Below are 19,274 nucleotides of genomic sequence, written 5' to 3' on the forward strand. Positions count from 1 at the left end.
AAGCGTCGGCGGGCGGCTGGGCGAGCGAGAACATGGCAGCTCCAATGGGGAGGTTGACGGGCTGCCGGAGGAGGGCGGGTGGTTGACGGCCCGGGCCGATGCGGCGGGCTTTCCCCCCTCCGGCGACGAGCCGTCAGCGGGGCGGCGAAGCGCCCCGCAACCCGTCCGGGTCTGCCTGTTCCAAGATGTTTTGCGCCAGCAAAAGATCTTGGAACAGGCAGACCTCGCCACCCAGGGACCGCGGAGCGGGCGAGAGGACGGTTGCGGGGCGCGCCGCCGTACCGCAGGCTGCGAAGCCGGGAAGGGGGAACACCGCACAGGCCCGGACGCCGTCCGACGACGCCCTCGGGTGTGCTGCCCCTGTCACATCTGGGTGGCGCCCGCCTCGCCGAGGGCATGCGCCGCCGACGCCTGACCGACGGCCAGACGGATGAAACCGTCCGCTAGGCCCTCGCCCACGGGCAGACCATCCGCCGCGGTCACGGCTACTCGGTCTTCATCACAGCCCCGCTCGCACTCCACTGCGCCGCGCTGGAGCAGAGCGCTGCCCTCGCCGATGTAGCCCGGCCGAGCGCAAGGCGCACCGCGTGTACGCCGTCCGCGTCACAGCCGTCCAGGTCACCCGGTTGCATGGATCATGACCTGCGAAAACCCTCCGGCGAGACGCATGTGAACGGAAAGTCACGGCAAGCCGCTCAACGCTGCACCGCTAACGGGGCTTTTCGTTCGGATGCTCGTCATGCCCCTAGGAGGACTCGCGCGATGCCTCGGCACCCTGCACCGGGTTCTGGGGCGCGCGGGCACGTAGAGAAAGCTTCCCGAGCTAAGGTCGTCGGCTGTGTCGTTGAGAGGAAGCGCTGAGCTGTGTATCTGGAGGAGCGATGGCGATACAGCCGGCCTACTGGAGCAAGTTCCTGGCCCACATCCGGGCGCACGGGCGCCCGGAGAGGGCGATCAGGGATCTGGTTCTGCCCCGGGCCGCCGTGCAGCGACTGCTGCGAGAACAGCCACACCTGCGGCAGGAGGTCCATGAGCAGGTTCTGGCGTACCGCAGGGCGGTACTGCACAACGTGCTCCGTCATGGTCGCCGCTACCCGCACAAACTCCAGGCGATGTGCCAGCAGCACCGGTGGTCGCTGGAGGAGGTCATGTCGTGGCTGAAGGACTTCCCCGACCTTCATGCGCCGTTGACGGAGATCCACGCGAGGTATGAGCAGTACGTCTCACGCCAGAAGGCGGAGGCGCAGACCAAGGTTGAGCGGGACCAGCAACGGGCGGAACTCCAGCGGCGCCAGCGCGACGAACTGCGTCAGCAGGCGGACTCCACTCGCAGTGCGGCGAGCCTGCTGGAGCTGGAGGCGTTGCAAGAGCGGTTACAGCAGGAGGCGTACGCCGGTGCGGACGCGCTCAGCTTCACCCAGACGCGCAAGGTCGGAACGGGTGAGGTCGTCGCCGCGTCCGTCCACAAGGTCACCTGCAAGCGGAAGACCACGCCGGGCCCGGCCAGCCTGGGCTTCAACCTCCAGTTCACGATCGCTCCCGACGCTCTGGCGAGCCATGTGGAGAACCTGGGCCAGGTGGAGGTAGAGCAGTGTACGGCCTGCATGAGGGCACCGACGCGTCCGGCCAAGCCGCGACGGCCGCGACGCTCGTTGAACACCAACCAGGCCGAGCTCTGGATCAACCTGACCGATGGCACGCCCATCGAGGTTTTCCTTGAGGAGATCCAGATCTCGCAGATCGAACCGGGTGACGATCTAGCGGCGAAGGTGCCCGAGGGCATGACCTGGGTGGCCTCCTATCACGAAGTGCAGTTCGGCGTTGGCCGCAGCCCGCGCGAGGCGGTATGGCGTCTGCTGGGCCTGCGGCTGGGGGTCTGGGACGACGGCACGGTCTTCGAGCAACGGTTCTTCTAGAAGGGAGAGCGGGAAGCCGTGTTCTTTGCGGGAAACGGTCGGTGCCGCGGCGTAGGCTTCCGCTCAGTGGCCGGCGCGCTGGCCCGCTTCCGAGTCTCCCGCCCCCACGCGGCGGAGGCGAAGAGGACAAGGTCCCCCGGATCGCGCTGACGAGACTCCGCTCCGCTGTTGGTCGTGACGACTCCCGGCGGGGTGGCGTGGGCACCCTCGCCGAGAGGACAGACCATGACCAAGAACAGCGCCCGCAAGAAGGAGATCCGCGCCCGCCAAGCCGTGACCGGCGAGGCGTACAACGTGGCCGCCCGCGCTCTCGACCGTGGCCAGCACCCGGCCGCCTCGGGCGCCACGTACGCCGCCGGCCTCCCGCTCTTCGACGACACGGCACTGCCCGAGGACGAGCGCCTGGTCCTCGACGGCCTGCGGGCCCTTGCAGCCGACGGCGTACTGCTGGCGGTGCGCATGGCCGAGCCGGACCCGGAGGTGGTCGAGGCGCGGCTGCAGGCCGAAGGGAAGCCCGCGAGCCGGCTGTGGCAACGGTGGGCGTCGGCGGAGGCCGCTGTCGACGGCTACGTGCTCCGCGAGACCATGTACGGGCCGAACCGCTCCGGCTACACCGCGACCAACCGCGGGCCGCGCGTGCCGGTGCCGGTACGCACGGCCGACGGCACCGTCACCGTGGTGGCCATGCCCGAGTGGGCGCGCATGCACGACGACGGCCGGTGGATCTGGGCTCACACCGGCTGGCCGGTAGAGGCGCCCGGCCGGATCGTGGACCCGCCGCAGGAGTTCGTGCCGGCGCCGGGGCTGCGCTGGCAGGTCGCGGTTTGGCACGACCTTCGACACGACGGGCGGGTGCTGGGCGAGGACTACGGCGGCAGCACCTCCGCCTGGCGGACGGTGGGCTGGTGCGCCAGCCGGGACGATGCCCGCTTGATCGCCCGCGCTCACGTGGCGCACTGTGGCGAAAACGCCCGTGCCGACGTCGTGGAGCACGGCACTGACAACGGCGTCGTCTCCCGTGTCATCGACACCTACCTGCCGGACCCGGACGCTCCCGAGCGCCCTCGCCCCGTTGCTGCGCCTGGCCCGCGCCCGGCCTCCCCGCACCGGTCCGAGATCCCCGAGCCCTCCTGGTACCAGCGCCAGGACAACCCGCCGAACTCCTCCCTGATCGTGTGGACCGGCACCGGCTGGAGAACTCTGATCTGGACTAACTGGCAGACCGGGATCATCGCCCAGGAGCTCGGCATCGGGGTCGGCGGCCCGTACGAGTGGGCGGAGGCGTGGGGGCCTCGGCATCCCGACCGCGACCTGCACGACTGGACCCAGGAAGGTCGCGAGCTGACCCACCGGTTCCCAGAGCCTGCCTGGGAGGAACGCGCCGAACGCATCGAGACCGGGCGCCGCGCCCGTGAGGATGCTCTGGTGGACGCGCTCGCCGAGCGGGGCGGCCTGACCCGGCAGCAGGCGGCCGACCGCCTGGCGGCGGGCGGGGAGAAGTACCGCCAGATCCTCGACGTGGGGCAGGCCACCATCGCCCGCGCCCTGAACACCGCCCGCCGCGCTCTTCCCGAGGGCCCCGAGCGCACGGCTGTCCGTCACGCCCTGGACGACCTCACCACCCGGCACCTGCCGCCGGCCGACGCCGAGCGCATCGCGAACGTCCAGCTCGACAGCGAGATCGAAGCGGAGCGGGCCCCCCACGTGACCGCCTGGGCCCGCCGGGCCGTCGCCGAGTACCTCGTGCCTGCCCCCGACCCGGTCGCGGCCGGCATCGACGGGTTCCTCCCTCCCCAGGACGCCTGAGCAGCACGGCTCTCAGCGTTGCGAACGCTGAGAGCCGTTGCTTGTCAATAAGCGATGCCGCAGCTCAACGGCATGCCATCGGCGCCGAGCTCCTTGCCGGCGAGGCCTTCGCGGCCGCCGCGGTGCACGGCTCCGCCGGCAGGTCAGCGAAACGGTCTGGGGCGCGCCGGGCGCGGCTCCGCTATTGACAGTGCTGCACAGGCATCTCCTCAACTGTCAGTCTTTAGCTGACATTCTCGTTTGTCAGTTATACGCTGACAGCGAGAAGGGGAGGTGTCCATGGAGGACAAGACCGAGCCGACGTACGAGGACGCCCCGTACACCGAACAGTCCCTCGCCCAGCTGGCCCTGGCCGCCACCGCGCAAGACCTGGCCGACTTCCTGATCGGCTTCGTCGCGGTCTGGTCGGACTACAACCCGCGTCCCGTCGAGGACGCGGCCCGGTTCGTCCGGCGGGCCCAGGAACTGCTGGACCGCGCGGTGATCGTGGAGAAGGTCGGCGGCGCCTCGTGGGAGGACATCGGGGACACCCTGGAGATCACCCGGCAGTCCGCCCACGCCAAGTTCCGCCAGGCCGTCGAGGAATGGGAAGAGGCGGTCAAGCGCCCGATCGTCACCGAGGAGATCTACGGGATCAGCGGCGGGCTGGAGACTCGCACCTACAACCGGATGCCCGCCGGAACTGCCACGCCAGACGAGACGGCCGCCTACCTGGACAAGTGGGCGCTCGCGCACGCCCAGGCCGACGGCCGCGACGTTGGCGAGCGTCCGGTGTCCGGCGGGCTGGCCCGGATGACGCCCCTGGTCGAGATGATGAGCTTGTCGAGCGGCCCGCTGTTCGACGAGTTCGCCTCTCCGCCCCCGCACCTCCTGGCAGAGATCAGCGAGCGGGAAGCCGTCCTGTGGGAGCGCCTCGCAGCGGGCCCGCGCCCCTCGCGGGACGCCAAGAAGCACGCCGCCGCCGCGCGCCAGAAGGCCGCCACCTACCGGGCCCAGGACGCCCACACCAAGTCGATCGCCGAGACCCAGGCCCCGAACCAGCACGCCAGCGAGCACGAACGGCGCTGGCCCAAGAAGATTTGGGGGCCGTACCGGACCTTCCCCGACCTGGCCACCGCGCGCGACTGGTGCGCCCACTGCAACGTGTGGATCGGCCCCGAAACGAGCGGCTCATGACTGACGACCACGCGGCCGACCATCCGGCCGGCCGACCACATCTCATTGCCACCGCCGCCGAACTGGCCGCGTTGGCCGCCGCTGTCGAGCCCGACGCCCCGGTGTTCATCGGCGACGCCCAAATCGAGCCCGGCTCCAACCCGGCTGACCACACCGCCTGGGCCATCGTCGCCCGACGCGAGCTTACCCTTGCCAACCAGGCCGGCCAGGTCGCCGGACCGGGCGAGCAGGTCAGCGCGCCGGACGAACAAGGCCAGCATCACCTGCTCGTTACGCCGGTGCTGACGCTGACCGAACGGCGACTGGCCACGCCCGGCGTCGTCGGGCCCCTCGCGCACGCGGCCGACCCCGGCGTTCGCCGGGCCGACGCCTACCACGACCGCGACGGCCAGGATCTGACCCGCTATCTGATGGAACTGCTGGACGCGGTCGAAGGGCTGCGGTCAGAGGCCGAACACTACGCCCGCGACCAGGACCAGCAGTTCCACCCCCTGGCCCGCGTCCAGCTCGCCGCCGTCTCGGTCCACCTGCAGCAGGCCCGCGAAGCCGTCGACCGCGCCACCGCCTACGGCGTCGCGTGCGAGCTCGTTCGCGGCGACCACCTGGGCGGTGGCGGCGCCGGCCCTTGCGATGCCGAGCACTTGTATGAGGCCCTGGTGTGGCTGCCTGACGAAGGCTACGACGAGCTCGCCTGCCCTCCGCACGCCGCGGCGGCGGTGCGTGTCATCCCTGGCGCCACGAGCCGGCCGAACCCGAACGCCCGCTACGGGGACAACCCCAGCGCCGGAGACCCACACCCATGACCGGCGATTGGCGCTGGGTCAGAGCCGCCCCGAAAACAGTCGTTTATGGGACGCCGGCCGCCTTAGGGGCAGTTGGAGGGGCTACATCGCAAGCTCTCACCAGTGGGTGGCCAGGTAGCGCGCACGCTGACGCACCGCTCCTTGACGATCGGCCGGTTCGAGCCTTCATCACCGCAGTCCAAAACCTGGCAATATCCGCAGGATGGAAGATCCCACCGCTCGGACCACCGCCACGTACGACCGCATCGCCCCCATCTTCGCCTCCCGCTCCGAGAACCCCGACGCCGCGTTCCGCGCCTTTCGAGCGCGCTTCGCTGCCGCGCTGCCCGCTGGAGGACGCGTCGCCGACCTAGGATGCGGCCCAGGAAGGGACGCGGCCTGGTTCCGAGAGCAGGGGCTCTCCCCGGTAGGAGTGGACCGCTCGGCCGCCATGGCCGCACTGGCCGCCGACCGCGGCGTTCCCGTGGCTCTGGGCGACCTGCGCCGCCCCCCACTGGCTCCCGGCTCGCTGGCCGGGTTGTGGTCGGTCGCGGCTCTCCTGCACGTGCCGGCCGCCGAGACCGTCCCCACGCTGCGCGCCTGGCACGCAGCCCTGCGCCCTGGGGGCGTGCTCGGGCTGAGCACTTCGACCGGCGACGGCGAGGTCTGGGAGCCGGTCCCGCACGACGAAGGGCTTTCGCGCTGGTTCGTACACCGCAAGCCGGACACGCTGCTCGCGGTCCTCGCCGAGGTCGGCTTCGAGGTACGCGAACACGCCGAGAATGTCACCCACCGCACGTGGCTCAGCGTGCTCGCGATCCGCCGCGAGGTTTGAACCACCCGCGTGCCGCAGTGAGGTTCTCACGGGTAAGCGGTCAGCGGCCGCCGATCGGCGCGACTCCGGACGGCTCCTCGTGCAGCAGTTCCTGCATGCGGGTGAACTGCCGGCGCAACCGGGCCAGGGTGGCTTCGTGCTGGGTGATGGCCTCCCACTGGCGGACCAGCAGGAAGTGGCGGCGGATGGCGCGGCGCGCGGCAGCACGGCGGAGCTGGTCGAGGTCGGGGCGGTCCAGCCAATGCAGCGCCAGCGCCGCCAGGACGGCGGCCACCTGGTGAGCGACGCGACGCGGGACCGGGGCGTTGTGGTGGCGGCTGCAGGCGTCTCGCCGCCAGACGACGTCCAGCCCCAGCTCGCGCGGGGTGCGGGCGCCCTCACGGGCGCGTTCCGCGTCGAACACGCTGCAGTCGACCAAGCAGGTGGTGCGGTGGATCACCGGCCGATCGGGGCGGTGCCTGCCGAAGCGGGCGCCCGGGGGCAGCGCCCCGCCGTAGTGAATGATCAGACGGGTGGTGCCGGGATCGACGTCGTCGAGGTCAAAGGCGGGCTCCAAGGTGAACGTGCCGGTGATCTTGGGGTTGCTGACGTGGCAAGCCAGTGTGCCGGTCACCAGGTCGGGCCGGGCCCGCACGCTCAGCTTGCCGACAGGGCCGGCGTCCAGCACCACATCGGCGGCGACCGGGTCATGGTCGATGGTGATGTCCATGGCAGACAAACTCCTTGCAGGCAGGGAGGCGGCAGCGGGGCCGGAAGACGGACAGCGAAGGGCCGTGCGGCCGGCAAGCGAAAGGAGACCGCCGCCGCGAAGCGGGGCTGGTTCCGGGAACGTCATGGTCGGGGCTCGTCCGGCTGGGAGAGCAGAGCGTGCTGCTCGGCCACCTTCTGCCGTTCGGCGGCGATCAACACAGTCGCTTCGAGAGCGGCCCGTTCCGGCAGCGCGAGATAGTGGTCGATCAGCTGGGACACCACCTGCGACATCTGGTAGCGCGTGGCTGATGGCACAGGCCCTCCGCCGCTGCGTGAGACGCGATACCAGGAACTCCATTCCGATGTCCGCGCCCTTGGTTCGATCAGCGAATAGCCGGTCAGGGTGACCCCGTTGACAGTGGCGCGGTCGGGCTCACCGCTTCGGTGTCCCGTCCGGGCGGATCGTCGCCGTACTGGACCTTCACGACGCCGCCAGGGCCATGCTCGTGCTCGTACGGGCTCACCCAGAAGACGCCGAGGCCTGCGGCCGCATATCGCACGCCGGGCCGGTCCAGGTGCACGGTGTGCAGGCAGTGGTAGCGGCGGGGTCTGGCCTTGCCGCGACCGGCGCTGCTCTTCTGGACGATCAGGGTCAGGCCCGGTGCGGTGATCTCCTTGCTCACCTGTGGCCTGCCCGCAGCTGCGCAATCGTCAGTCATGCCAGGCTGCTCCTTCCAGGGGGTGGATGGATAGATCAGCGGGTCCGCGAGGGGTGGAAAGGTCCGAGCTGGTCGCAAAGGGGCGCGCGACCGGCTCGGGCAACAAGGCAGTTATGGGATGGGGGCGCTCTTCCGGCGCCCCCGGGATCTCACGCCTCGATCTTGCGCAGGCAGACCAGCGGAATGCCGTCTACGGTCAGGGGCTCGTCAGAAGGGACTTGACGTCGTTTCGCCCGCACCGTGCTGCGGTCGTAGGGGCTGTCGAGAGCGACTCTTGCGCAGCGCGTCTTTCTGACCGTTTCGATGGTGACGATTCGTCCTCGCATGCCCTTCAAGTAGGCGGGCCTGATGCCGTGAATCTCCACGACATCGCCCTCCTTCAGCGCGGCCGCCGCAATGGCCTTGACCACTTCGCGGCGCTGTTGGATGGCGAGGCTGAGTTGGTCGAGGGTGCCCTCGTCGGCCTGGCTGACGAAGGTCATGACGTCGGTGATGGTCACGCTCATGGTGAGGGTGGCCCTCCTTTCAGGTCAGCGGAAGGTTCGTGAGCAGAGCGCGGGTGCAGTCGAACGGCATGGCCGGGCGGTCCTGCGTGCCGAGGGGATGGCGGGCGGGCCGTCGCCGGCGCTGGTGCCGGCTCATCATGCGGCGTTCTTTCGGCTGCGCCGCCGAGCGCCCCAGCCGACGCCGTGGTCGACGACCTCGGCCAGCAGGAGAGAGTCCACGTCGAGGGCGGGCGCCAGACGCATCGAGGCGATGACGCCGACGACCTCGCCGGGCATATGGTCGTCGAGGACGTCCAGATGCTGCGCGGGCCGCCGCCCGGCGGTGCGGTAGCAGGGGAAGCGTTCGGTGACCCGGGTCAGCCAATCGCCGTTGACCGCGACCGGTCTGCCGCGCAGCTCGCCGATCCGCGCGCCGTCACAGGACCAGGGTGACCACTCGACCGTGCGCAGCGGTTTGCCGTCCGTACTGGAGTACTTGATCCACTTGCCTGCCAGGTTGAGCGCAGGCCGCCGGTCGAGCAGTTCGGGTGCTCTGGTGCGGTGCCAGGTGTAGGTGCCGTCCGGCGGCAGACCCGGCAAGTGGGCGGCGCTGATATTGACGCCGTCGACGTCGAGGCGCACCTTGGCGAGGTCCCACACCGTGTAGCGGTCGCTGAGCAGGACCTTGCCGTCTGCCCGTACGAAGGTCACGAGCTTGGGGTTGAGGACCAGGTCGCAGACCAGGTCACGCAGAAGGGTGAGCCGGGTGCCGGGGCGGGCGAGTGGGCGTATGTCCAGTCTCATCTACTTTCCTTCCCGGTAGTGATCGAGCAGGTCGATGACGGCGATCGTGGTGTTGTCCCGGTCGGTGCCGCTGTCGGCCAGGAGGAGCAGCTGATTCAGGGCGTAGCCGCCGTCGTGGTAGTGCGCGGCCAGGGCGTGCAGGTGCGTGTTCGTCGCGGTCGGGTCGTCGCGCCGGTCGGGGGAGGTCAGGTGCGTGGTCAGCCCCTGGGTGGCCACGACGAGGCGGGTGAACTGGTTGAGGGCGACGATGCTGAAGTGTGGCCAGGCGTCCTGGTGCCTGGAGGACACGCTGCAGGGGGTCGTGGACGGGTGGCAGAACGGCACGGTGAGTGTCTCCACCTGGCCGTCGGGGGTGAGACCCCAGACGGGTACGTTGCCGGCCCAGGCCAGGCTGATGCCGCTGTAGCGGTTGATGGCCACGACGGTGGCGCTGCTGGCGCCTTCCCGCCCGGGAACGACGGAGTGGTTGCGGTCGTCGACGTAGTGCTTGGCCGCACGCAGCGCTTCGACCGGGTCGCCGGTTGAAGCGGCCACCGCCGCGGCGATCTGGGCGGTGATCTGCGCGCACTCGGCGGCGTCGGCGTGGTCGCCGTCGCCGTCCGCGACGGCGACGGCCAGGGAACGGCCTGCGTCGCAGATGTGCAGGTAGTCGGCGTTGTGGTCGCGGCCGCCGGCGATGCTGTCGTAGTACAGGACGGCCAGTTCACCTGGGGGACTGTGAGCGATCATTGACTTCTCCTCGAGGAAAGCGAGAACGTCCCCGGGCCTGCGCTGGCGGGCGCGGGGGCGGCAGGATCGGGAGCGGCGTCCTGGTGGGGGTTACTCGGGCGGAGCGGGATCGTCGTCGCCCAGCTCGTCGCCGAGTTCGGCGTCCACAGCGTCGGCGCCGGGGTCGGCGTGGACCCTCTCGCACAGGGCGGCGAAATCCTTCAGCTGGTCGATGCTGGCGCGCCGCATCGTCGTGTTGGTCCTGGCGGCGAAAGCTCGGTGCAGATCGGTCATGCCGCCCTGCCACAGGCGGAGGATGTGTTGGCGCCATTGTTCGGACTCCCGCTCGACGTCGTCCTGGGCGTCGTGCTCGGCGTCCGGCATGGTCTGCTCGGCGGGGCTGTCCGGGCCGGCCGGGTCGCTTCGGTCGGCCGGTGAGGGAGGCGGAGCGGTACTCGGCTGCTGCGCGCCGGCAGGACCGCTCTGGTCCACGCCCTGGCCGGTCTTCTGCCGGCCGGTGGTGAGGGTGGTGCCGATCGCGTTGAGGACGGCGCCAAGCTGCCGGGTGAGGTGGCCGGCCTGGCTGGCCTGCCGCCAGATGTCGCGCACCTGCTCGGGGGTGGTGGCGGCCATGGCCTGGGCGATGTAGTCGAGGGTGTGCTCGCCGGTGGTGAGCTCCGGGGTGTCACGGCGTGCCACGGCGGCGCGCTCGGGGACGGTGCCGGTCATCACCTGCCGGGGGGAGATGCCCTCCACGCGCAGGCGCGGCACCGGGAACGTCACCGGTTTGCCGTTCTCGATGGTGCTGCCTTTGGTGACCATCAGCCACGCATCGACGTAGTCGCCGATCTTCTCGACCATGGCGGCCCGGTTGGGCAGGTCCTCGGCGGCGTTGAGCCCTTCGGTGACCAGCAGCCAGGTGCCCAGACTCGGCAGGTCCTGGGGATACACCGACAGCCGGGTTTTGATGGAGCAGCGCAGGCGGCCTTCGGCCTTGCACAGGCACGGCCGGCCGGACTTCTGCTCGATGGTGGCGCCGTCGCACCGCCGCAGGCAGTACGGGCCGTCCCACTGCTCCAGCCACTGGGTGAGCGGCGCGCGGGGCAGCAGCACGGGGATCTCGTCGGCGGCGGTGACCACCTGCCACTTGTCCATACCGCGGGTCATCTCGGTGACGGTGCCGCCGTACAGGTCGGCGGCGGCCTCGATCATCGGCCGGGACGGTGAGGAGAAGCGGAAGGTGAACAGCTTCCTCGGCCGCACGCCGTTGCCGTGCGGCACGCTGTCCCCGATGCGGATATGGCCGTCAGGCCAGTAAGCGCGTTGCCGGCGGCGAATGCTCGCGAAGACGGCGGGGTCGACCGGCATCAGGCGGCGTCCTTTCTCGTCGGTGGCTGGATGGGCTTGTAGCCGCGCAGATCGCGGGTGTGCAGGTAGCTGGTGACCGGCTGCAGCCCGCGGAAGGCGGCGAACGCCTGCTCGTCGGCGGGCAGCGGGATGAACCCGTAGCCGGTGGTGCGGAGGTTGAGCACGGCGGCGCCGACGAAGTCCGGGGTCGGCACCTCGTGGCTGGCGTCGTGGTGCGCGGCCGCGCCGTAGCGGCACTCCCGCGGGCAGAACAGGCTGACCGGAGCCCGCCGCAGCGCGGCCAGCTGCAGCGGGTAGTCCTCCCACACCGTGGAAGCGGGGTGCTTGAGGGAGGTCTTGATGTCCACCAGCCACAGACCGGACGGGGTCGGCAGCGGGTCGGCCGGCACTGCGCGCGGCCTGAAACGCGGAACCAGAGGCGAGGTCGGAGTGGGGAAGCGCAGCCCCACCCACAGGTCGCTGGTGCCTGCATAGCCGAGCTCGCGGTGCAGCATGGTGCACTCGGCGGCGATGACGTCGCGGTCGATGTCGACGCCGAAGTCGGCCAGCCACTGGCGGTAGGAGCCGACGAACGGCTCGGCGTCCGGGTCCGGTGCGATCGGCGCGCCCCCGAGGTTGATGGCGTGGGCCTGGCGGTGGATACGGCTGCCGAGCTCCCGGCGTTTCTCCCATTCCTGCTTGTAGGCGGCTTTGGCCTGGCGGACGAACTCGGCCAGCTCGTCCGGGTCGGCGGCCGCGCGGATCGCCTGCGGCAGGTGTTCGGCGAACCATTCGGCCGTCACCTTCGCGGCCGCCGGCGGCAGCGCGTCGATGGCGAGCTGGTCCAGCACGTTGGTGACCGACACCAGCAGGCGCCCCGGAAAGGCCGGGTCGTCGTAGTAGCGGCCGTGGGCGGTGGCCACGGCGTGCTGCGGGGCGTGGTCGGCGTCCTCCAGCTGCGCCGGGCGGCCCTCGCCGCTCATCGCGGCTGCGGCCGGCCCGCGGCCGCCATGGACGCCGGCAGCGGAGCGCCGTATACCGGCCGCCCATCGATGAAGATCCGCAGCCGGTCGGCGGAGTCCTGGTCGCGCGTGTACACCTCGACGACGATGCCGCCGTCGAGGGCCTGAAAGACGTAGCCGGTGACCTGGTCGGCGTAGACCCGGGCGATAGGCCAGCCGGCGCTGGTTTCCAGCATTTCGGCTCCGATCGTCTCCACGTCGACGATGCAGCGGCCGGTCAGGGTGATGACATCGCCGATGGCTTGCAGAGTGTCGGCGCCCCAGTTGCCGTGGTCGGCCAGGAGCCGCTGATAGATGGCTTCGATCGCCTGCACATCCGAAAGCCGGGGCTCGCTGGCGTTCGGTGCGGCTGAAGCCTCGTCGGCGGGCGAGGCGGGACGCGGGCTCGGGATGGGAAGGTCGGACAGGCACACCACGGGCGCCTCCCTTTCGTGAAGCGGGGACAAGGGGATGCGAAAAGGGCGCGGCCCGCCGCTTGTGGCAGGTGGCCGCGCCCAGGTGGCGAGGGGAGAGCTGGGTCAGAGGCGGGCGGCCAGCTGCATCGCGCGCAGCGCCTGGCTTTCCATCTCATGCGCCAGATCGGCGTTGGGCACGGTCTGGGCGACGCTGGTGATGGCGTGCATGACGCCGCCGGCCGTCAGGTCCGCACCCTTGATGAAGTGGGCGAGAATCTGCTCCTGCTGCTCTTCGCCGAAGGACAGCTTCTTCGTCACCAGCTCGATGGTCCGGCTCGGGTCGGCGATCTGCGTGCGAGCCAGGCCGGACAGCTCGTGAAGTTTGGCGCGGACGTAGTCCACGTCGAGGAAGGTGGTCACCGCGTCGCGGGTCTGCGCGGTGATCAGCTCCAGGTTCTTCTTGGCCGTCTCGTCGCTCCAGCGCACGATGCCTTCCTCCATCCGGGCGCCGAGGTGGACGTGCCGGGGGGCGTCAGCGGTGATGGTCATGCCGTTGCGGCACACCTGGACGACCAGCCGGGGGATGATCGTGAAGGCTCCGCAGCCGGTCTCGCTGTTGGACAGCAGGAACCCGGCGAACACGACGGGGTTGTCGGCGCCGGCGGCGCCGGTGAACGGGCTGCGGTAGTCGCGCAGCAGATCAGGCGCCAAAGCGCGGACCTGCTCGCACACCACCCTGACGTACATGCGGCGCTCGGTCAGGTCGCAGCCGTCGATCTGAACCCGGACGCCCGCCAGGCGCACGCCATCCAGCGCCGCCATCAGCACGTCGAGGTCGTCGATGATCCGGTAGCTGTCGGACAGGAACGCCCGGGCGATGCCCTCGCCGCCGCCGGTGTGCAGGCCACGCATCAGGAACGGCCGGTTCGCGGTCTCCATCCAGCCGTTGACGTTGGCGTCGTACAGGTCAGGCTTCTCCGAGCGCAGCCGCCGCAGGTACGCCTGGGGGATGCCGAGCTTGCCGGCCAGGCCCTGGTCGCAGACCTGCGTAGGCAGGTACAGGCCGGCAGTCGTGGTGACGCCGTTGTCCGACAGCAGCGGCGGGGTGCCGACCAGCTGCAGCCGGGTGCCGGCGGCGCGGATCTGGTCGCTGTGGACGACGACGTCGACCTTGTGAGCCTGCTGGCGGCGCAGCAGGTCCACCAGATCTTCCAGGCGAGCGTTGCGGGTGGTCAGCGCGACCGGAGCTGTGGAAGTCATGCCAGGTGCCCTTTCGTCAAAACGGACAGCGAGGATGTGAAAGGGCCCGGCCGCACACAGGCGGCCGGGCCCAAGGAGAGAAAGGCCAGCGGGACAGGCGCAGGCTCACGCTGGTCTGAGGACCAGAAAGGTGGGTGCGTCAGACCTGACGTGCCGGCATCAGCAGGTCGAGGCCAGCGCGTCCAGGAACTCGTCCTGTCCGGGAAGCTGGTTCAGCGGCCAGCCTGTGAGCAGCGCCACCGGCCACTGACCTGGCAGGCTCTGCCTCGTGACGAAGCGGCCACGGTTGTGCGGCTGGAGCTGCTGGCCCCGATACACCTCGAACACCATCACGTCGAGGTCGATCACGTACCCCCACTCGCAGTGCGAGGAGTTGACGGGGAAGTCCGAGGCGTCCACGATGACGCCCGCCTGCAGCATCTTCTCCACGTCGCCCTGGGTCTGCCAGAGCAGCTCCCACCAGTGCAGGCTCGGCGACGGGCAGGCAGGGTCGCCAGCGTACGTGCTCAGCCGCTCGATGTCGTCCGCGGTGGGCCAGCTGTCCGGGCTGACCACCCGCAAGGCGACGATGCGTTGCCGAAGCAGGTCGGGGGCCCGCATCGCGGCGTGCAGCCACGCCAGCACGCCGAGGCCGACGCCGGCCGGATAGGAGTCGTCATGGTTGTAGGCGATCTTCTCGGCCTTGCCGGCGACGAACCCGACGAATCCGCGCGTCGCCACGATCACTGCCCCATCGAGTCGGTGCCCGGCGTGCCGCTCAGCAGGGCCCGCACCTCGGACTCGCGGTAGCGGCGGTGCCCGCCCAGCGTGCGGATGGAGGTGAGCTTGCCCGCCTTGGCCCAGCGGGTGACCGTCTTGGGGTCGACGCGGAACATCGTCGCGACCTCGGCCGGCGTCAACAGAGGCTCGGCTTCGTGGTTGGTCATGGCTGATCCTTCGATTCGGTGATGGACGGAGGGATTAAGGAGTGAGGAAGCGCCGGCGGGTACGGCGGCCGCGGGCGACCGGCGAGCAGGGCCTCGGCGTAGCGCCGCAACGCCGGATCGCCGATCTCAGCGGGGTGGCTGTAGGTGCCCTCCCAGTCGCCGACGCCGGTGGAGTCGTGGACGGCGCTGATGTGGTCCAGCTGGACGACGCAGCCGCAGCCGCCTGAGCAGCGGGCGAGCAGACGGATCGTCCACGTGGCCTGATAGTCGCGGTCTCGGCTGGTCAGGCACCTGCGGCAATCGGAGTGGCCGTCCTCGGCGTACTGGGTGTCGAGACCCTCCACGATCTTGAACAGGTATTCGGACGGGGTCATGCCACCTCCGGAGAGAGAGCCGCCGCACCCGGTGCTGGGCGGGGTGCGACGGCATGACGGGGTCAGGCCGCGATCGGGTCGATGCCCGACCCAGCGGTGTCGTCGGTGCCTTCGGGGGCGTCCGAAACCTCCATGTCGGAGCCGCTCAGGTCCTCCGCGCCGGGCTGGAACGGCTCCGGCAGGGATGCCTCCTGCTCGGGCTCGTCCAGCACTTCGCCGATGACGGCGACCCCGTCAGCGACCCCGTCGGAGTCACCGACGCCGGCGTTGCCGGGGAGCACTTCACCTTCGGACTCGCCGATCTCGGCGTCGACCTCCTCGGCCGAGCTCTCCGGCTCCTCCTGCGGTTCGGCCACGACGCCGTCCGGGCGGTCCCGCTCGGCCGGGTTGTCACCCCGGTACGGGACGCCCTCGATCAGCGCCTGCTCGATGGGCACCGGAACGTATGCCTTGTCGGCGAGCTCGGGCCCCAGCTCCTGGACCAGGAAGCGCAGCCACAGCGCGGCATCGCTCGTCGAGCAGGGGGAGTAGCGGCCCTCCCGCCAGGTGTTCTTGCACTCGGCCGAGGCCTCGCTCATCTGGTACTCGAACGCCGCCGCGATCGGCAGCAGCTGAAGCATGGCCAGCCTGCCGGGGGAGGCCACGGCGAGCGCGGTGTCCAGCTCGGCGGGGCCGCCCAGCTTGCTGTACAGCGTCGTGTACTTGACCCTGCCGAGCTCGTCGCGCAGCGCGGCAGGCATGTCGTTCAGCATCCGGGTCACGAACCGCTGCACCGGCTTGGGCGCCGTCTTGCGGGCGAAGAAGGCCGTCAGCCACTTGTGCCGGACGGCGGCGGCCGCCATCCAGGCCCGGTTACCCTCCACAACGATCCGCCGAGAGGGCCCATCGTCCTTGGGCTTGGCCGGGGCCGGGGCCGGCTCGACCGTCACCGGCCGCGGTTCCGGCGGGGTGTAGCCGTGCCGGTCGGGAGTGCTGCAGTAGAACTCCGGCGTTTCCTGCCGCCACGAGTAGAAGAACGCCCCGCGCCCCGGGCAGTCGCCGTGCTTGTCCGGGTCGAAGTCGTCGATCTGGCGGGCCAGGACGGTCAGCAGGACCGCGCCGTCAGGCTCGTCATCGGTGACGGGAATGCCTGCCTCTTCCAGTGCGGCCAGCGCTTCGGCGTGCGCCTTGGCCTGGGCGGCGGCCTCCTCGCGCTCGCGCCGCACGACCTCGATGGCGTAGCTGGCGTCGTGGCCCCACTGGCGGACCATGCGCTCGATGCGGGCCAGCGCCGCCGCATCGCCCTCGAACTCGGCCAGCATCGCCAGCTCTTCCGTGGTCCAGGCGTAGTCCATGGACTGGGCGACCGCGCGGGTGTCGTCCGACAGCTTGCCGGCGGCGAGCGCGTCGGCGATCTCCTTGCGGCTGCGGCCGGTGCGCTTGCGGATTTCGGTTCTGGTGGCGCCGGCGTCGAAGGCGAGGGTGAGCGCGCGGTTCTTCTCGAAGACCGTCAGGGGGCGGCGGAAGTCCTCGTCGTTCTCCACGACTTGGTCGATGTATAGCAGGGCCTGCTTGTCGGCCTTGGTGAAGTCGATCAGGCACAGCAGCGAGTCCAGCTCGATCTTGCGGGCACCGCCGAACCGCCGGTTGCCTTTGACGACCCAGAACAGGGCGTCGGGGTTTTCGTCCGGGCCACGCTCATGGCCGGACGGGATGGGGATGACCGTGAGAGCTACCTGCAGCTCCTCCTTGAGGCTGGCCAAGTACTCGCGGGTCAGATGAAGGTCCTGCCGGACGTTGCCGGGGAAGTGGTCGAGATACCGGATCGGGATCTGCGCCAAGCGGAAGCCTTCAGGCGTCTGAAGTTCGATGTCGTCGGGGATCTCCGCAAGAGTGCTAGCGGTGATGGACATGCGCAATGGGCTCCTTCAACAGGGGAGTCGGCGAGTGGCGCGCGGTCCGAAAGCGCGGGGTCCGCATAGAGGGCGAGGGGCGCGAACAGCCGCCGAACACGTGGGAGTGGGCTGTTCTGCTGCGCGCCGCCCCCGAGGGCGCGCAGCAGAAAAGACTGAAGGTCGCTGCGGGCCGGGCTAGGCGACTGCGGGGACGTCGGTGTGACTGGAAGTGGCACCCTGCACCAGCCGCGGGGAAGCGGGGACTTCGGCCGGAGGCCAGGAGGTGCGGCCTTCCTGCACCGCGGTGTAGCGGGAGCACAGCCCGATCGCCGTCGCGGTCACCTTGATCACGGCGCGCACTACCGTCTTGCCGCCGTCCTTGGACTCGAAGGTGCGGGGAACTGCGTCGACGCCCTGAACCACCAGGACGTGGCCCTTCCGGTAGGACTCGTGCGCGCGGATCGCGGCCACTCCGTAGGTGACGACTTCGAAGAACCGGGTGGGGATGTAGGGCGATCCGTCGTGGCCGGGCGTGGGCGGCCCGTTGACCGCCAGTTTGGCCGACCACATGGCGGGTGCGTCGTGCTTGGGAGGGAAGAAGCGCGGCTCGTAGGCGATCCTGCCGGTGATGCTGATCTGGATGTCCATGTGCGGGCCTCCCAGGGCGTGGACGGATGAAATTCGTCTGGCCGGGGTGGAGGGCTGTCCTGGTGGGCGGCCCGTCCCGGCGAGGCAGAGACAGCACCGCCAGGACCGGGGCCGCAACCCGGGCGGTGTCGCTACGACAAGATGTTTTGCGCCAGCAAAAGATCTTGTCGTAGCGACACCCACGTACCTAAGGCCGCAGGTACGCACGTAGAGGAAGAGCCCGGGTTGCGGACACGGGACGTCGGCGGTGCAGGATCGGCCTGCCGGGAAACGGGACACCGCCAAGGACCCCGCCTGCCACGGTGAAACCCAGACGTCAAGCGAGTGTGGGGACACGGGGACGTACTCGAACATGAACAGCCGAGCCAGCGCGGGTCGAGCCAGTCTGAGGAGACCCACCGCATCGCGTCCTGGCCGGGCCGTACGCGTTGGCGCCGACCAGTGGCCGAAAAGACTTGATTCGATCTTGGATCCGGCTTGTCCTCATGACATGGGCAGGCCCTTTGAGCTGACCGACGAGGAATGGGAAGTGATCGCGCCGCTGTTGCGACCTACGAATCCACAGCGTGGTGGCCGCTGGCGTGATCATCGGCAAGTGCTGAACGGCATCGTGTGGCGAGTCCGGACGGGTGTGCCCGCCGGACACAAGCAGGTGGCCGAGATCGTTGACGCGTGCCCGGCCGTCATTCAGGACACGGTCGCCGCTGGTGGCGAGGTCACGATTCGCGGGTGGGGGAAGTGGGAGCCGCTAAAGCGCGAGGCTCGCATCGCCCGTAACCCGGCCACGCAGGCCGAGGTCCGCTTGCCGACGAGGCGGGCGGCGAAGTGGACGATGGGGTCGGACTTCGAGGAAGCGATGACCAGGCTGCCGCTCTGACCAGCAGACTACGAGGATCGCGAGGGCGCGGGCGGTGGCAGCCCGCGCCCTCGCAATGCCTCAAGCCAGCCCACCGCCACATCAGGAAGGAGAATAATGATCAAGGCAGATGTCGGCTACTGGGCCAAGTACGAGAACGCGAACGAAAAGCCCGTCATCGCGTGGAGCAGCGACGGGGGCGCTCCACGAGGGAAGTGTCGTGCGACGGCGGGCGGTATCCCTCACCGTCGGTTCTTCCGCGCTGGCTGACGCCGCGCTCTCGACCAGGCAGGGATGTGCGTGGGACGCCCCGTGGATGGGACGACAATGCCGCACAACGATCGGAACCTGGGCCGCGCTGTGCGCGAGTTAATGAAGGACCGGCCTGGCAAGAGGTACACCGAGGTCAGCGCCGGGCCCGTCAGCTGGCTCGACGGGCGCGAGGAGACCTCGCTCGAGGCCGTGGCTGTCATGACCGACCCGGCCAACCAGGCGATGTGCGAGCGGTGCGGGTGGACGCACGGGATGGTGTGTCCGGAGTGCTCTGGCTGCGGATACGAGAACGGCCGGTGTACCGGCTGGCGGCACCGTGAGGACCCGTCGTACCAGGAGGCGCTGGACGACGAGGACGATTTCCTGCCCCTGTGACGA

At 70.0% G+C, this 19,274-nt stretch carries 22 protein-coding genes; 7 read left to right on the top strand and 15 right to left on the bottom strand.

Annotation, left to right across the window (positions count from 1 at the left end):
• The first annotated feature begins 881 nt into the window (after positions 1 to 881).
• From C1J01_RS10750 to C1J01_RS10770, 5 genes are all read left to right on the top strand, one after another.
• Positions 882 to 1,916, top strand: coding sequence for a hypothetical protein (locus tag C1J01_RS10750; protein WP_111178769.1), 1,035 nt, complete (start codon positions 882 to 884; stop codon positions 1,914 to 1,916).
• 225 nt (positions 1,917 to 2,141) lie between these two features.
• A complete protein-coding gene (locus C1J01_RS10755; RefSeq protein WP_111178771.1) occupies positions 2,142 to 3,722 on the top strand; it encodes a hypothetical protein in 1,581 nt (526 codons plus the stop codon).
• Between the two features lie 279 nt (positions 3,723 to 4,001).
• A complete protein-coding gene (locus C1J01_RS10760; RefSeq protein ID WP_111178773.1) occupies positions 4,002 to 4,898 on the top strand; it encodes a hypothetical protein in 897 nt (298 codons plus the stop codon).
• Positions 4,895 to 5,701, top strand: a complete 807-nt coding sequence (locus C1J01_RS10765) for a hypothetical protein (RefSeq protein WP_111178775.1) — start codon at positions 4,895 to 4,897, stop codon at positions 5,699 to 5,701. Before C1J01_RS10760 ends, C1J01_RS10765 begins: the two co-directional genes overlap by 4 nt.
• Positions 5,702 to 5,903: 202 nt before the next feature.
• Complete coding sequence (locus C1J01_RS10770) at positions 5,904 to 6,515, top strand: class I SAM-dependent methyltransferase (protein WP_111178777.1); 612 nt, start codon at positions 5,904 to 5,906, stop codon at positions 6,513 to 6,515.
• Between the two features lie 40 nt (positions 6,516 to 6,555).
• Here C1J01_RS10770 and C1J01_RS10775 read toward each other — a convergent pair whose 3' ends face one another.
• The 15 genes from C1J01_RS10775 to C1J01_RS49730 form a co-directional block, all read right to left on the bottom strand.
• The gene (locus tag C1J01_RS10775; RefSeq protein ID WP_111178779.1) at positions 6,556 to 7,224 is read right to left on the bottom strand and encodes a hypothetical protein; all 669 of its coding nucleotides are present in this window, start codon (positions 7,222 to 7,224) and stop codon (positions 6,556 to 6,558) included.
• A gap of 122 nt (positions 7,225 to 7,346) precedes the next feature.
• Complete coding sequence (locus tag C1J01_RS49725) at positions 7,347 to 7,520, bottom strand: hypothetical protein (RefSeq protein ID WP_181448683.1); 174 nt, start codon at positions 7,518 to 7,520, stop codon at positions 7,347 to 7,349.
• An 83-nt stretch (positions 7,521 to 7,603) separates the two neighbouring features.
• The gene (locus C1J01_RS10780) at positions 7,604 to 7,924 is read right to left on the bottom strand and encodes a hypothetical protein (protein WP_146615537.1); all 321 of its coding nucleotides are present in this window, start codon (positions 7,922 to 7,924) and stop codon (positions 7,604 to 7,606) included.
• 149 nt (positions 7,925 to 8,073) lie between these two features.
• Entirely contained in the window at positions 8,074 to 8,430 is a 357-nt protein-coding gene (locus tag C1J01_RS10785; protein WP_111178783.1) for a hypothetical protein, read from the bottom strand.
• 135 nt (positions 8,431 to 8,565) lie between these two features.
• Positions 8,566 to 9,213 (bottom strand): hypothetical protein, encoded by a 648-nt coding sequence (locus tag C1J01_RS10790; RefSeq protein WP_111178785.1) that lies wholly within the window; start codon positions 9,211 to 9,213, stop codon positions 8,566 to 8,568.
• On the bottom strand, positions 9,214 to 9,942 hold the full coding sequence (locus tag C1J01_RS10795) for a protein phosphatase 2C domain-containing protein (RefSeq protein ID WP_111178787.1): 729 nt from the start codon (positions 9,940 to 9,942) through the stop codon (positions 9,214 to 9,216).
• A gap of 90 nt (positions 9,943 to 10,032) precedes the next feature.
• Entirely contained in the window at positions 10,033 to 11,289 is a 1,257-nt protein-coding gene (locus C1J01_RS10800; RefSeq protein ID WP_111178789.1) for a recombination directionality factor, read from the bottom strand.
• Positions 11,289 to 12,251, bottom strand: coding sequence for a hypothetical protein (locus C1J01_RS10805; RefSeq protein WP_111178791.1), 963 nt, complete (start codon positions 12,249 to 12,251; stop codon positions 11,289 to 11,291). The genes C1J01_RS10800 and C1J01_RS10805 overlap by 1 nt, the downstream gene beginning before the upstream one ends.
• The gene (locus tag C1J01_RS10810) at positions 12,248 to 12,706 is read right to left on the bottom strand and encodes a hypothetical protein (RefSeq protein WP_146615538.1); all 459 of its coding nucleotides are present in this window, start codon (positions 12,704 to 12,706) and stop codon (positions 12,248 to 12,250) included. The genes C1J01_RS10805 and C1J01_RS10810 overlap by 4 nt, the downstream gene beginning before the upstream one ends.
• 102 nt (positions 12,707 to 12,808) lie before the next feature.
• A complete protein-coding gene (locus tag C1J01_RS10815) occupies positions 12,809 to 13,945 on the bottom strand; it encodes a DUF932 domain-containing protein (RefSeq protein ID WP_111178795.1) in 1,137 nt (378 codons plus the stop codon).
• 159 nt (positions 13,946 to 14,104) lie between these two features.
• On the bottom strand, positions 14,105 to 14,665 hold the full coding sequence (locus C1J01_RS10820; protein WP_146615539.1) for a hypothetical protein: 561 nt from the start codon (positions 14,663 to 14,665) through the stop codon (positions 14,105 to 14,107).
• A gap of 2 nt (positions 14,666 to 14,667) precedes the next feature.
• The gene (locus tag C1J01_RS10825) at positions 14,668 to 14,871 is read right to left on the bottom strand and encodes a BldC family transcriptional regulator (RefSeq protein ID WP_111178799.1); all 204 of its coding nucleotides are present in this window, start codon (positions 14,869 to 14,871) and stop codon (positions 14,668 to 14,670) included.
• Positions 14,868 to 15,245 carry a hypothetical protein gene (locus C1J01_RS10830; RefSeq protein WP_111178801.1) on the bottom strand — a complete coding sequence of 126 codons (378 nt, stop codon included), beginning with the start codon at positions 15,243 to 15,245 and terminating at the stop codon, positions 14,868 to 14,870. The genes C1J01_RS10825 and C1J01_RS10830 overlap by 4 nt, the downstream gene beginning before the upstream one ends.
• Before the next feature lie 62 nt (positions 15,246 to 15,307).
• Positions 15,308 to 17,137: a ParB/RepB/Spo0J family partition protein gene (locus C1J01_RS10835; RefSeq protein WP_111178803.1), complete on the bottom strand. Its 1,830-nt coding sequence runs from the start codon at positions 17,135 to 17,137 to the stop codon at positions 15,308 to 15,310.
• A gap of 177 nt (positions 17,138 to 17,314) precedes the next feature.
• Positions 17,315 to 17,767, bottom strand: a complete 453-nt coding sequence (locus C1J01_RS49730; protein ID WP_181448684.1) for a single-stranded DNA-binding protein — start codon at positions 17,765 to 17,767, stop codon at positions 17,315 to 17,317.
• A 490-nt stretch (positions 17,768 to 18,257) separates the two neighbouring features.
• Here C1J01_RS49730 and C1J01_RS52015 point away from each other — a divergent pair, with 490 nt between their 5' ends.
• Both C1J01_RS52015 and C1J01_RS10850 read left to right on the top strand, forming a co-directional pair.
• Positions 18,258 to 18,644, top strand: coding sequence for an HU family DNA-binding protein (locus C1J01_RS52015; RefSeq protein ID WP_181448685.1), 387 nt, complete (start codon positions 18,258 to 18,260; stop codon positions 18,642 to 18,644).
• Positions 18,645 to 18,983: 339 nt separating this feature from the next.
• The gene (locus C1J01_RS10850) at positions 18,984 to 19,271 is read left to right on the top strand and encodes a hypothetical protein (protein ID WP_111178809.1); all 288 of its coding nucleotides are present in this window, start codon (positions 18,984 to 18,986) and stop codon (positions 19,269 to 19,271) included.
• Positions 19,272 to 19,274 lie beyond the last annotated feature (3 nt).

The organism is Nonomuraea aridisoli, from assembly GCF_003236395.1.
GTDB lineage: Bacteria > Actinomycetota > Actinomycetes > Streptosporangiales > Streptosporangiaceae > Nonomuraea > Nonomuraea aridisoli.